Annotated in this window: 11 protein-coding genes; 6 read left to right on the top strand and 5 right to left on the bottom strand. The window is 69.2% G+C overall.

Annotated features, from left to right (window positions below):
• Positions 1-72 precede the first annotated feature (72 nt).
• Together fbaA and NOCYR_RS26135 are read left to right on the top strand one after the other, a co-directional pair.
• On the top strand, positions 73-1,143 hold the full coding sequence (gene fbaA, locus NOCYR_RS26140; RefSeq protein ID WP_267469020.1) for a class II fructose-bisphosphate aldolase: 1,071 nt from the start codon (positions 73-75) through the stop codon (positions 1,141-1,143).
• A 28-nt stretch (positions 1,144-1,171) separates the two neighbouring features.
• Entirely contained in the window at positions 1,172-2,290 is a 1,119-nt protein-coding gene (locus NOCYR_RS26135) for a BTAD domain-containing putative transcriptional regulator (protein WP_014353423.1), read from the top strand.
• Positions 2,291-2,304: 14 nt separating this feature from the next.
• Here NOCYR_RS26135 and NOCYR_RS26130 read toward each other — a convergent pair whose 3' ends face one another.
• On the bottom strand, positions 2,305-2,637 hold the full coding sequence (locus NOCYR_RS26130; protein ID WP_014353422.1) for an excalibur calcium-binding domain-containing protein: 333 nt from the start codon (positions 2,635-2,637) through the stop codon (positions 2,305-2,307).
• 175 nt (positions 2,638-2,812) lie between these two features.
• Here NOCYR_RS26130 and NOCYR_RS26125 point away from each other — a divergent pair, with 175 nt between their 5' ends.
• A complete protein-coding gene (locus NOCYR_RS26125; RefSeq protein WP_014353421.1) occupies positions 2,813-4,273 on the top strand; it encodes a DUF4185 domain-containing protein in 1,461 nt (486 codons plus the stop codon).
• A gap of 12 nt (positions 4,274-4,285) precedes the next feature.
• On the opposite strand, the gene NOCYR_RS26120 is transcribed toward NOCYR_RS26125, so the two are convergent.
• Positions 4,286-5,344: a fused (3R)-hydroxyacyl-ACP dehydratase subunits HadA/HadB gene (locus NOCYR_RS26120; RefSeq protein ID WP_048834463.1), complete on the bottom strand. Its 1,059-nt coding sequence runs from the start codon at positions 5,342-5,344 to the stop codon at positions 4,286-4,288.
• A gap of 100 nt (positions 5,345-5,444) precedes the next feature.
• Positions 5,445-7,595 carry a hypothetical protein gene (locus NOCYR_RS28715; protein WP_014353419.1) on the bottom strand — a complete coding sequence of 717 codons (2,151 nt, stop codon included), beginning with the start codon at positions 7,593-7,595 and terminating at the stop codon, positions 5,445-5,447.
• A 660-nt stretch (positions 7,596-8,255) separates the two neighbouring features.
• Between NOCYR_RS28715 and NOCYR_RS26110 the strand changes: the two genes are divergently transcribed.
• The gene (locus NOCYR_RS26110; protein WP_048834461.1) at positions 8,256-8,699 is read left to right on the top strand and encodes a DUF3151 domain-containing protein; all 444 of its coding nucleotides are present in this window, start codon (positions 8,256-8,258) and stop codon (positions 8,697-8,699) included.
• Between the two features lie 12 nt (positions 8,700-8,711).
• On the top strand, positions 8,712-9,860 hold the full coding sequence (locus tag NOCYR_RS26105; RefSeq protein WP_014353417.1) for an FUSC family protein: 1,149 nt from the start codon (positions 8,712-8,714) through the stop codon (positions 9,858-9,860).
• 376 nt (positions 9,861-10,236) lie between these two features.
• Here the strand turns inward: NOCYR_RS26105 and NOCYR_RS26100 are convergent, their stop codons facing one another.
• Entirely contained in the window at positions 10,237-11,016 is a 780-nt protein-coding gene (locus NOCYR_RS26100; RefSeq protein WP_014353416.1) for a site-2 protease family protein, read from the bottom strand.
• Positions 11,013-11,669 carry a hypothetical protein gene (locus tag NOCYR_RS26095; RefSeq protein ID WP_148280765.1) on the bottom strand — a complete coding sequence of 219 codons (657 nt, stop codon included), beginning with the start codon at positions 11,667-11,669 and terminating at the stop codon, positions 11,013-11,015. The genes NOCYR_RS26100 and NOCYR_RS26095 overlap by 4 nt, the downstream gene beginning before the upstream one ends.
• Before the next feature lie 257 nt (positions 11,670-11,926).
• Here NOCYR_RS26095 and NOCYR_RS26090 point away from each other — a divergent pair, with 257 nt between their 5' ends.
• On the top strand, positions 11,927-13,219 hold the full coding sequence (locus tag NOCYR_RS26090; protein WP_014353414.1) for an adenylosuccinate synthase: 1,293 nt from the start codon (positions 11,927-11,929) through the stop codon (positions 13,217-13,219).
• The last annotated feature ends 85 nt before the right edge of the window (positions 13,220-13,304 follow it).

Here is a 13,304-nt window from a genome sequence, read left to right as displayed (position 1 = left end):
CACCATCCTGCCCGCGCATCGATCCCCTGATATCGGCCGAAAGCCTGCTGTCTTAGGGTGGGCCTGACAAAATTGTCTTTTGCCGCACAAAACACGGAGGTCTTCACAGTGCCCATCGCGACTCCGGAGGTCTACGCCGAGATGCTCGGTCGGGCCAAAGCGAACTCCTTTGCATTCCCCGCGATCAACTGCACGTCGTCGGAGACGATCAACGCGGCGATCAAGGGCTTCGCCGACGCCGGCAGCGACGGCATCATCCAGTTCTCCACCGGTGGCTCGGAGTTCGGTTCCGGCCAGGGCGTGAAGGACATGGTGACCGGTGCTGTCGCGCTCGCCGAGTTCGCGCACGTGGTGGCGGCCAAGTACGACGTCACCATCGCGCTGCACACCGACCACTGCCCCAAGGACAAGCTGGACGGATTCGTCCGCCCGCTGATCGCGATCTCGCAGGAGCGGGTGAACGCCGGGCGCAACCCGCTGTTCCAGTCGCACATGTGGGACGGTTCGGCCATCCCGATCGACGAGAACCTCGAGATCGCCAAGGACCTGCTGAAGGCCACCCGGGCCGCCAACATCATCCTCGAGGTGGAGATCGGCGTCGTCGGCGGTGAGGAAGACGGTGTCGAGGCCGCCATCGACGAGAAGCTCTACACCTCGCCCGCCGACTTCGAGAAGACCATCGACGCCCTGGGTGCGGGCGAGAACGGCAAGTACCTGCTCGCCGCCACCTTCGGCAATGTGCACGGCGTGTACAAGCCGGGCAATGTGGTGCTGCGGCCGGAGGTGCTGGCCGAGGGCCAGCGGGTGGCCGCGGCCAAGCTGGGCCTGGGCGCCGACGCGCAGCCGTTCGACTTCGTCTTCCACGGCGGTTCGGGCTCGCTGAAGTCCGAGATCGACGATTCGCTGCGCTACGGCGTGGTGAAGATGAACGTCGACACCGACACCCAGTACGCCTTCACCCGGCCGGTCGCGGGTCACATGTTCACCAACTACGACGGTGTGCTCAAGATCGACGGCGAGGTCGGCAACAAGAAGACCTACGACCCGCGTAGCTACCTGAAGAAGGCCGAGGCGTCCATGGCGGCGCGTGTGGTCGAGGCGTGCAATGATCTGAAGTCCGCGGGACGGTCGATCAGCGCCTGACCCACAACCCTGGCGGGGGCAACAGCACATGAGTCTCGAGGTGCGCCTGCTCGGGCCCGTGCGGCTGCTCGTCGGCGGTGAGCCGGTGGCGGTCGGCGGGCCCAAGCCGCGGGCGTTGCTTGCCGCGCTGGCGGTGAATCGGCGGCGCGCGGTGTCGTCGGTCGCGCTGGCCGACATGGTGTGGAACGAGGATCCGCCCGATTCCTACGCCGCGAGCCTGCAGGTATTCGTGTCGAATATCCGTAAGGCGCTGCGTAATTCGGGGATCGATCCGGCCGCGGTGTTGCGCACCGAGTCCTCCGGCTATCGGCTGGAGATCGCCGAAGAGGCCTGCGACCTCGGACGTTTCGAGGCTGCCCGCGATGCCGCCGCCCGGGCCGCCGAGGTGGGCGACCATGCCACGGCCGCCCACCTGTTCGGCACCGCGCTGCGCGAATGGGACGGCCGGGCATTGGCCGATCTGGCGGGGCTGCAATTCGCCGACGGTTTCGCCACCGCCATGGACGAGGAGCGGTTGCTCGCCGCCTCGGCTCGCATCGATGCCGAAATCGCGTGTGGACGTGCATCTTCGGTGGTCGGTGAATTGGTGGCGATGACCACCGAGCATCCGTTGCGGGAGCCGCTGTGGGGGCAGTTGATCACCGCGCTGTACCTGTCCGGCCGGCAGGCCGACGCCCTCGACGCCTGTCGGCGGGTGCGTACCGTGCTCGCCGACGAACTCGGCATCGACCCGGGACCGGCGTTGATCGAGCTGGAGCAGCGGGTGTTGCGCCAGGAACCGTTGAACACCGTCGAGTTCAAGCGGGCCGAGCGGATGGCCGCGGCGATGACCGAGACCGTCACCGAGGTGCCGAGCGCGGTGCGCAGCGGGCAGATCCTGATGCCGGACGGGCGCGCGGTCGTCGTCGCCCAGGCGGGCCTGCGCATCGGCCGGATGACCGATAACGACCTGGTCATCGACGATCCCAAGGCCAGCCGCTATCACGCCCAGATCCTGCCGAGCCGGGCCGGGCTGCTGATCAAGGATCTGCATTCGGCCAACGGGGTGTTTGTCAACGAGCTGCCGATCGAGACCGGCGCGTTGCTCGCCGACGGGGATGCCATCCGGATCGGCGGGACTGTACTGGTCTTTCAGGCGGCGCGGTAGTTACCGACGGTCCGTCACGGTTCGCCGGGCTCGCAGGCGATCCCATCACCGTCGGAGTCCAGCCGCACGGAGTAACCGCGCTGGCCTTGCAGGATCGGTGCTGCACCGTCGCGTCGGGCTTCGCCGCAGGTCAGATAGAACGGCGACGCTTTCGGAGTGGTCGAGCCGGTGGGGCGCTGGTGGGGTTCGTCCAGTTGGTTCGGTGAGGTCTGCCAGTCGGTGGTGCTGTGGCCGTCGGGTCGGTCCGGTGCGGCGATGGCCAAGGGGGCGAGCGCGATGGCGATTCCGGACAGGCAGGCGGCCGCCGCACCGGGCAGCGCCCGGCGGGGGATGGGCGCGAATTTCATGGTGAATCCTGACAACGCTGCGGACGTGCTCTGACTCTGCGCCGATTATCCGCCTGATCCGGCCGGGCCACCACCGGCATTCGCGCGAGTTCGGCCGGTTCGGCGGCCGGTGGGCCGGTAGGGTCACACGCTGGTGCGGAACTTCCACGGATAGCCATGGAACGAGGGGTCGACGATGGCGAGGCGGGTGATGGCCGCGCTCGGCGCGGTGGTCTTCGGCGCGGGTGCGCTGGTGTGCGCGCAGCCGATGACGGCGGGTGCGGGTCCGGAGGCGGGTGTGCCGGGGACCGGCCCGTGCCGCAGCGATCCGCCGCCCACCCATGAACCGCTGATCCCCGAAACACTCGAGGTGCCGGTGCCGTATCCGGTGATCACCGTGCTGCCGCCGCAACCGCCGGAGCCGCCGCCGACTCGGGTGCAGATGGAACTGCCGGCCGATCCGTGTGTCGACCCGTGCCCGGATCTCACGGATGAGGCCGCGCAGCCGCCGAGTCTGGCAGAGCAGTTGGGTATTCCGGAAATCCTGTTGAGCCCCAAGCCCTTCCACTTCGCAATTCCGGGTCCGGGCCCCGATCCCGGTCCGGTGCCGCCGCCACCGCCCGCGGTCCAGCCACCGGTCGAGGCGGCACCGCAGACGGCGGCGCGGCCGGCTCCCAAGGTCGGCGCGGTGCGCGAAGTGGCCAAGCAGACCGGGGCGAGTTCGGTCAATCGGACCGATAAGCGCTGGCAGGTGCAGGGGACCGACCTGGGGATCATGTGGGAGTCGGCGCCCGGCGAGATTGCCACCGTGTTCGGCGACACCGTGGGGCGCGGCTTCCATCCACCCGGCGGTATGGGCGGTGACTGGCGCAGCAATGTGCTGGCCTTCAGCACCGACCGCACCCTCGACGACGGCATGACCTACGACCGGATGGTCACCGACAGCCGCTGCCACGCCGCCGAGGTGCTCTCCAGCCGCAAACTCGACAATGTGGAGGTCACCACCATCCCCACCTCGGGTTTCGCGCTCGGTGACCGGCAGTACATGAGCTATATGTCGATTCGCACCTGGAACAGCCTGCCCGGCACCTTCTTCACCAACTACGGCGGCATCGCCTACTCCGACGATCACGGCCAGACCTGGACCAAGGACCCGCACGCGCGCTGGGACAACATCTTCGGGCTGGCGAATTTCCAAGTGAGCGCGATGGTTCCGCACGGGGAACACGTGTACATGTTCGGGACGCCGAATACCCGGCTCGGCGCCGTCGGGCTGGCGCGGGTGCCAAAAGACCAGATTCTCAACAAGACGGCGTATCAATACTGGCGGGATGGGTCGTGGACGCCGGTGGGTGGCGCTGCCTCCGCTACGCCCGTCGTCAACGGGCCGGCTGGTGAGTTGTCCGTGCGGTACGACGCCGAACGCGGCGTCTGGCAGATGAGCTACCTCGACACGGCGAAGGCCGCCATCGTTGTGCGGGAAGCGAATTCACCGCAGGGTGTGTGGTCCGAGGGCACGCCGACGGTGACCGTGCGCGACTATCCGGAGCTGTACGGCGGATTCATCCACCCGTGGTCGTCGGGGACCGACCTGTACTTCAACATCACCACGTGGAGTGACTACAACGTCTATCTGATGCACGCGAAGCTGGAATGAACCCCGCGCGGCTCAGCCCAGCCGGACCTCGGCGATCGCGCGCCCGAAGAGTTTGCGGCCCTGCGACTTCCCGGACAGCACCACCGTCGCGGTGCGCCGCTGCGGGTCGAGTTTCTTGATCTTGCCGGAGAACTCGACGGCGCTGCGGGCATCGGCCTCCACCGGCACATAGCCGGCGAAACGCACGCTCAGCGATTCGATGGCGGTCGGGTCGCCCAGCCAGGAGGTCAGCTTGCCGCCGGCCAGGCCCATGGTGAGCAGGCCGTGCGCGACCGTCGTCGGCAGGCCGGCAAGTTTGGCGGCGTGCTCGCTGAAGTGGATGGGGTTCGAGTCGCCGGATACGCCGGCGTAGTTCGCCAGGTCGCCGCGGGTCAGCCAGACGGTCCCGAGGTCGATCTCCTCGCCCTCGGTCAGGCGGTCGAATTCCGGGAGGGTGTGCACCGGGGCGGGCGCCGGGGTCGACGCGGTGTCGATCGTGTCGGCGTCCAGTTCGATCAGCGCGCCCAGGTCGCCGAGTGCGGTGGGCTCGGCGTCGGTGCGGCCGTGCATCATGATGTTCTCGACCGCTTCGGCGATATCGGGGGCCACCTCCACCCCGCGCCGCGCCACGATGGTGGACGAGCCGACCTGCGCGATCTCGTCGTCCTGGTTCTTCAACACGAACTTCACGTGGATGAAGTCGTTATCGCTGAACTGGCGGATCGACTCGATCTCCACCTCGCTGGTGATCCGGTCACCGGCCACCATCGGCCGGTGCACCCGGAAGACCTGGTCGGTTTGCAGGATCTGGGACAGGTCGTATTCGGTGAGCACCGAGTCCAGCAGGGCCCTGGTTGCGGTCATCCCGATCACCGACGCGAAGGTCGGCGGGGCGATGACGCCCTCGTAGCCCAGCTTGCGTGCGTCGACTTCGTGCTGATGCGCGCGGTGCTCGTTCTGCACAGCTCGCGCGAACTCGCGGATCTTTTCCCGGCCGACCTCATAGTGATCCCGGATCCGGAATTTCCGCCCCGCGAGCGTTGCCGTCCGCACTACCTCGTCCGGCCGCGCCATCGATTGTTCCCTGCCCATGATCCGGGCCATGCTACTGGCGATTCGGACCAGCGACCAGCTAGAAGGGGGTAACTGTGACCTTCGATACCGGATACGCGGTCTTATCGCCGCCGCATCGTTACGGGGCGCTGTCCGGCGGGTCACACACCTTCCAGCCGTCGTCGGTGTGCTGGAGATCGAACGTCCGGGCCGAGCGTGCCGGATCCGCCTTGGTGTAGACGGTGGCCTGGGCGATGGCGGTGTTGTCGGTGATCCGGATGGCCTGGATGTGCTCGACTACCGGAATGCTGCCCTGCTCCACCGACTGCTGATGCACGCCGGCGAACTGATCGTCGGGAATGCCCCGGTAGAACTCGTGCAGCGAACCGCAGGTGGTGGATCGCAGGGTCTCCAGATCGCCGTTCTTCAACGCCTGGGTGTAGCTGCCGATGGTCCTGCGGATCTGCGCATCCGGCGAGTTGTCCTCTCCGCCGACCACCGCCACCAGCACCGCCGCGATGAGCCCGACGACCAGCACCACCGCCCCGGCCACGGCCAACAACCAGCGATTGGAACGGCGGCCCGGTTTCTGCTCCGGCTCCGCGGCTGCCGGCTCCACACGCTGCGGTGCGGCCACCGGGCGCGGCTGTGGTGGGCGCGGGCCGCCGGACAGGGACTGGGCGGGCATCGTCGGCTGCATATCCGCCGGTGAGGGGGCAGTGCCCGGGCGCTGCTTGCCGCCGGGTGCGCCGCCCGCGGGGGAGCCTGTGGGCTGCGATGCGTCGCGCTGCTGGGCGCCTGGGGCCGGCGCGGGTTGCTGCGGGCCGCGCTGCTGCGGAGGCTTCTGACCGGGGCCGCCCTGCTGCGGTCCACGATTCTGAGGTCCGGGTTGCTGTGGGTTGCGAGGCGCGGCACCGCCCGCGAGGGGCCCCTGGGGCCCGGCTTGTTTCGGCCCACCCTGCTGCGGAGCCCCGGGCTGCGGCCGTTTGCCCTGCTGGGGCGCACCGCCGTGCTCCGGACCCGAAGGCCCGTGCGTCCCGGCCTGCTTCGGCCCGGCCGCCGGCCGCGGCGTGCTCGGCGGCTTACTCAGCGGCTGCCGGCCACCCGACCCGGCCACCCGGTCGGTACCGGCCGGCCGCTGCACCGGGATGGCGACGGTCTGTGCGTCCGCCGGATTCGGCACGACCCGCATCTGAACGGTCTTCGCGTCTGCGGAGTCGTCGGCGTCATCTGTGGAGCCCTGGGTGCCGGGGGAGTCGCCGGCAGCCGGGGTGGCGTCCGCTGGCGATTCATCGGGGTCGCCCGCGGATTCCTGGAGGCCAGAGCCCTCGTCGCCTGCCGCGGCGGAATCTGCGGACACAGCATCGGGGTCGCCGGCGGCCTCCTCAGAGCTGTCCCCGTCCTTCGCCGACCCAGGAGCTCCGGCGTTGTCCGTGCTCTCAGCAGCGTCCTCGGCGCCAGCAGCGCCGGCCCCGTCAACGGACTCGGAGTCACCTGCCGACTTCGTCTCATCACCATCATCAGCGGGAGCCGCTTGGGCCGCGTCGACCGGCGGCGCGCCTTTTTCTGCTGCACCGTCGCCTGCCGGACGGGCCGCGGCGGTGCCGGCGGTAGCCGCACCGGCTCCAGCGGCAGCTCCGGCCGCGGCGGCTCGGGCGGATTTGTGCGAGCCGGGTGCGGGTTCGTCGGCCTGGTCGGCGGATGCGTCGCCGGCAGGGGTCTGGCCCGCGCCGCCCGCAGTCTTGTTCGTCTCGGATGCGCTCGCGGCTTTCGGGGCGCTCGCGGGGGCTTTGGCTGCGCCGGTGGCTGGGTCTACGCGGCGCATGGCGACGGTTTTTGCGTCGGAGTCGTCGGCGAGTGGCTCGTCCTGTTTCGTGGCGGCGGCCGGTGCCGGGATGGCCTCGGTCTCGGCGTCGGCGTCGGCGTCGGCGCCGGAGGGAGGTTGCGGTGCAGGCGTATTCGAGCCGGTGGCGGTCTCTTTTCCGCCGCGCCGGATCTCGGTAGTCTCCGCATCGGCCTCGTCGGATGTGCCTGCCGGAGTGGGCGTTTCGGCCGTGGAGCGCGCGGGATCGCCGGAGCCGGAGTCGGCCGGGTCATCCGCGCCACCGGCGGGCACCTGCCTGAACGCCTTGGTGGGCGCGTCGGCGTCGGCGTCGGAAGTGGTCGGGGCGGTCGGCGAGGTGGGGGAGGTCCCGTTGGCGGCAGAGGCGGGCGGTGCGGCCGGGGCGTCCGGGTTGCGGGCGTCGGCGGGTTTGCGCACCGGATTCTTGTCGTCGTTCGGGTCGGACACCACTACCCCTCGCTCAGCGGAACAATGTGAACTCGACGGCCAGCCTAATGCGCCCCGCCCCACCCGGGCCGCCATTGCCCCACCGGGTTCGACACACCCGCCTCAGCACGTTCTCAGCTACGACCCCAACGCGCACCTCGGTCGGCCGTGTTGGTGTCAACCGCGCGCGTGCCGGCCTCAACCACACCAGTCCACGTGGCCGGGGCCTATGTCCGTATCGACCTTGCCCGCGCATACGTCGGCCGACCCTTACCGCCGATCGCCCCAGCGTTGGCCGTCGACCGCCCCTGCGTCTGCGTGTGCGGGTCGGCAGGCCCGGAGCCCAGCGATACCGCGTGGCGGTGACCGGCTCCGGATGGATCGGCCCGCGCATCGAGCGGCCCGTGCCGGCGCCGACCGGCCTTGCGTTCGCGTCGCCGAATTCTCGTCCGCCTCGGCCATTGCATCGCGTCAGCATGTAACTGCTGCCCGCACTGATCCGGCGTCGCATATGCCGATCTCAGTCCGGGGCATCTCGCGCATCCAGCGGACTGCCCTTCGCTTCTGGCAGGCGTGGGACGGCAGGCTCGGGCGAGCATGGCGACCGGGACGCGCAGCCCGATCCCGGACCGAGCGCCCCGCGCATCCCCACGTCCGCACCGGCGGTGCACAATGAAGCGCATGACCTCGTTCGGTGATCTGCTCGGTCCGCAACCGGTACTGCTGCCGGAAATCTCCGATGCCGAGGACGCGCTCCTCGCCAAGGCCGATCCGGTGCAGGTCGCGGCCGATCATCCGGCCGCTTCGATCGCGTGGGCGTATCTGGCCGAGGCGGCGCTGGCTCGGGCGGAGGAGGCCGGCGAGACCGTCAACCATGACGTCGTCGCCGCGTACGCCTTCGCTCGCACCGGCTATCACCGGGGCCTCGATCTGTTGCGCCGCAACGGCTGGAAGGGTTTCGGCCCGGTGCCGTGGAGCCACGAACCCAATCAGGGCTTCCTGCGCAGCGTCGGCGCGCTGGCCCGGGCCGCGCGGGCGATCGGCGAGTCCGACGAGTACGCGCGCTGCCTCGACCTGCTCGAGGATTGCGATCCGCGCGCCGCCGCGGAACTCGGCCTGGACTGACACCCTCCTGAGTTGATCGACCCGAACTCGCGCGTCGCCCTCGCCCGGGCCGGTGGCATGGACCGGTTGCGCAGCTCGTGGACGCGCCTGCGCCTGTCCGCGCTGCCGATCTTGCAGTGCGCGCTCGGTGCCGCGCTGGCGTGGTTCGTGGCGCATTACCTGATCGGGCATGCCCAGCCGTTCTTCGCGCCGACCGCGGCGGTGGTGTCGATCGGCATCTCCTTCGGCGCCCGGTTGAAGCGGTCGGTGGAACTGGTCGTCGGCGTGGCGGTCGGCATTGGCATCGGCGATCTGTTCATTTCCCAGGTCGGTACCGGCGTCTGGCAGATCGCGCTGGTCGTCGGCATTGCCATGAGCCTGGCGGTGTTTCTCGACGGCGGCACCATCATCGCCATGCAGGCGGCGGGTTCGGCGGTGCTGGTCGCGACGTTGCTCCCGCCTGCTGCCGGTGGTGGTTTCTCCCGGATGATCGACGCGCTCGTCGGCGGTCTGGTGGGGGTGGTGGTCGTGGCCGCGATCCCGTTGCACCCGGTGCGCCGGGCCAGGGAGCAGGCGGCGGAAATCCTGGGCGTGATGGGCAAGGCGCTGATCGACGGCGCCGCGGGCCTGCTCGAACAGGACGCCGACAAGGTGCACACCGCGCTGACCTCGGTCCGGGCCACTCAAGCGCAGCTCGATTCCCTGCGCAAGACCCTGGAGGGCGGCCGCGAGATCAGCCGGATCTCCCCGCTGTACTGGAACTCTCGTAAACGCCTCGAACGCATCCGCGCCACCGCCGATCCGCTCGACAACGCCGTGCGCAACACCCGTGTGCTGTTGCGCCGCGGCCTCACCCTGGTCCGCGACGACGAGATCCTCGATCCACGCCTGATCGACGAGGTGGAAAGCCTCGGTCACGCCGTCGACGTGGTGCGCCGGATGATGCTCGCCGACCCGGGTGAGCAGCCCGATCAGGCCGAGGCCGCGCGGGTGCTGCGCTCGGTGGCCAAGGGCGCGCGCCCGGAGCTCGTTGCGGGGGCCGGTCTTTCGGCGCATGTGGTGTTCGCGCAGGTGCGCTCGACGGTGGTCGATCTCATGCAGGTCTGCGGTATGCAGCGCATCTCGGCGATCGCGCTGCTCCCGCCGACGGTGCCGAATCCGTATGTGCGGCCGCAGGACTGAGGTCGGCCGAACCCGGTCCAGCAGGTCCGCAACGAGCCGAGCCGGACGCTGACCAGCGTCGAACGGACGTCGGCACAACGACTACTCGACCCGCCGCCCGTCTGCCCTCCGGGCCTGCGGGCGGACGGACAACGGTGCGGCCGCAGGCAAACGATCTTCGCGTAGTCCACTACTCAGGCGACGCCCACCGCCGCTGCCTACGGTGAAAACCGACCGCGTCGACGAGGGGTGGCGCGGTCACATACTTCGCCGCAGACCGCGACGCGCAACCGGCCATTGTTGGTGTGGTGGCCGGCGCGCTGGGGCCGCGGTCGCCGGCGAAGACCAGGGTCGTCCGGTCTACCGGCCGGGCGGCCCTGCGTTGCGTCCAGAACCGTCAGGTCCAGAAGCGGGTGAGATAGCCGCCCCAGCGCGACCACAGCGACGGCACCCCGGAGATTTCGTAGAGCGCGTACACCGCGTCGAAGAACACTTCGTTGATCGCGGGAGTGAACAGCAGCGCGAACAGGATCAGCATGCCGAACGGCTTGAACTGGTCGAGCGCGCGGCGGGTCTGGTAGCTCAGCGACGGCTCCAGGATCCCGTAACCGTCCAGCCCGGGAATCGGGATCAGGTTCAGCAGCGCGGCCGTCACCTGGAGGAACGCCAGGAAGCTGAGCCCGAACCAGAACGCGGCATGCTCCTCGGCGCTGCCGAACAACCGCACGATGATCAGCAGCAGCGCCGCACAGGCGACGTTCACCGCCGGACCTGCACCGCTGATGATGCGCTGGATCCGGGTCGAGAAATTGTGTGCGTGCACGTACACCGCACCGCCCGGCAGACCGATCCCGCCGAGCGCGATGAACACGATCGGCAGCACGATCGACAGCAGCGGATGGCTGTACTTCAACGGATTCAGCGTGAGATACCCGCGCAGCTCCACCTCGCGGTCACCGGCCCGCCACGCGACGTACGCGTGCGCGAATTCGTGCAGGCACAGGCTGACGATCCAGCCGAACACCACCAGCAGGAACACCCCGGCCTTGGCGCGCACCGAGTCCAGCTCGGCGTCCCAGGCCAGCGCACCACCCAGCACGGTGATCGCCACGACCAGCAGGAAGACGGGGCTCGGCCGCACCGCGCCGGAGCGGCGGGCCTGGGCGGGAAAGCTCATCGGACCAGCAGCCAGGGCTCGTGATGACGGTAAAAGGTCGATCGCGGCACCGTGCGATCGTTGGCAATGCCGTCGCGGGTGACCCGCGCGCCCGGAGTACCGAGTTGTGCGGCGCGCCCGCTGACCCATTTCCGCTTGCGCACCCCGCGCTGGACGGTGGCGCGCACGCCGGGCATCTCCAAGGTGGGCGAGACGAGCATCGCGGCGACCTTGCCGGAGAACAGCAGGGTGTCGTCGACGTAGGCCTCGCCCTCGAGCTTGTCCTCGACGCCCACCAGGGTCGCGCGGCCCACCAGCACCGTGCCGGTGTCGTCGCGGATCAACGGAACCTCGGTGGCGCGGCCCTCCAGTGCGCGTTTGGCGGCGGCATTACCGGTGCCGGTCTCGTAGGCGCGCGAGCCGTAGGTCTTCTCGACCGGGACGTACCCGATCTCCACGTTCAGCCGCTCGGTGCGCATCAGATGGGTGAGCACCGCGGCCAGCGCGGCGTCGTCACCGAGCACGATCAACCGCGGCAGGCTGTCGGCGGCGAGCACCGGCAGCAGCTCATCGATCTCGCCGGTATCGGGAATCGCGTCGGTCTGGGTGGTGGGCTGGGAAGCGAGGGCAATCGGTACCGGTGCGCCGTCGCAACGGAGAACGTGGGTACTCAAACTGCCGTACACCCTCCTCGATCCGGCCGACTCCCGTCGGTCGTCCTACCCGTTCACCCGGACGACTGTCTGTCCGCTCCAGCAACCATAGCCCTGTTTGTTCAGCGCCGCCTGCGGCGTCGCGATCCGCCGGCGGTCGAGGGTTCGGCCGGACGGATAAGGGGGTCGACTAGACTGTGCTTCCGGCCACCGCCTCGATACGGGCAGGTAGCTGCAACACACACGGTGTTGCGCGTCGAACCGTAGGAGACACGACCATGCCGGCAATCGTCCTCATCGGCGCCCAGTGGGGCGACGAGGGCAAGGGCAAAGCTACCGATCTACTCGGTGGGCGCGTGCAATGGGTGGTTCGGTACCAGGGCGGCAACAATGCCGGTCACACCGTGGTGCTGCCCAACGGTGACAACTTCGCACTGCATCTGATCCCGTCCGGCATCCTCACCCCCGGCGTCACCAACGTCATCGGCAACGGTGTCGTGATCGATCCCGGTGTGCTGCTCGACGAGCTGGCCGGTCTGGAGCAGCGCGACGTCGACACCTCCGGCCTGCTGGTCTCGGCCGATGCGCATCTGATCATGCCGTACCACGTGGCCATCGATAAGGTCACCGAACGCTTCCTCGGCAACAACAAGATCGGCACCACCGGTCGCGGTATCGGCCCCTGCTACCAGGACAAGGTCGCCCGCGTCGGCGTCCGGGTCGCCGATGTGCTCGACGAGAAGATCCTCACCCAGAAGGTGGAGGCCGCGCTCGAGTTCAAGAACCAGGTGCTGGTCAAGATCTACAACCGCCGCGCGCTGGAGCCGCAGCAGGTGGTCGACGAGGTGCTCGAGCAGGCCGAGCGTTTCAAGCACCGCATCAGCGACACCCGGCTGAAGCTGAACCAGGCGCTCGAGCGCGGCGAGACGGTGCTGCTGGAGGGCTCGCAGGGCACCCTGCTCGACGTCGACCACGGCACCTACCCGTACGTCACCTCGTCCAATCCGACCTCCGGTGGCGCGGCCGTCGGCGCGGGCATCGGGCCGAACAAGATCAACACGGTGCTCGGCATCCTCAAGTGCTACACCACCCGCGTCGGCTCGGGTCCGTTCCCGACCGAGCTGTTCGACGAATCCGGCGCCTACCTGGCCAAGACCGGCGGCGAGGTCGGCGTGACCACCGGCCGTGCCCGCCGCTGCGGCTGGTTCGACGCCGTCATCGCCCGCTACGCCACCCGCGTCAACGGCATCACCGACTACTTCCTCACCAAGCTCGACGTGCTGTCCAGCCTGGAGACTGTGCCGATCTGCGTGGCCTACGACGTCGACGGCGAGCGGGTCGAGCAGATGCCGACCACGCAGACCGAGTTCCACCACGCCAAGCCGATTTACGAAGAGATGCCCGGCTGGTGGGAAGACATCTCGCACGCACGGACCTTCGAGGACCTGCCCGCGAACGCCCAGGCGTACGTGCGACGGCTCGAGGAGCTGTCGGGTGCGCGGATGTCGTGCATCGGCGTCGGCCCGGGACGCGATCAGACGATCGTCCGCCACGACGTGCTGGAGTCCTAGCCGCCGAGCGGCAGACCAGCGCCGTCGGCGACCGGAACCACCCAGGCCGCGAACCCGCGACGCCGGAGGCGGCGCAATCGAACAC

Origin of the sequence: Nocardia cyriacigeorgica GUH-2, assembly GCF_000284035.1 — a bacterium.
GTDB lineage: Bacteria > Actinomycetota > Actinomycetes > Mycobacteriales > Mycobacteriaceae > Nocardia > Nocardia cyriacigeorgica_B.
The sequence above is the reverse complement of the archived record's forward strand: the minus strand, read 5'-3'. Positions and strand labels throughout refer to the sequence as shown.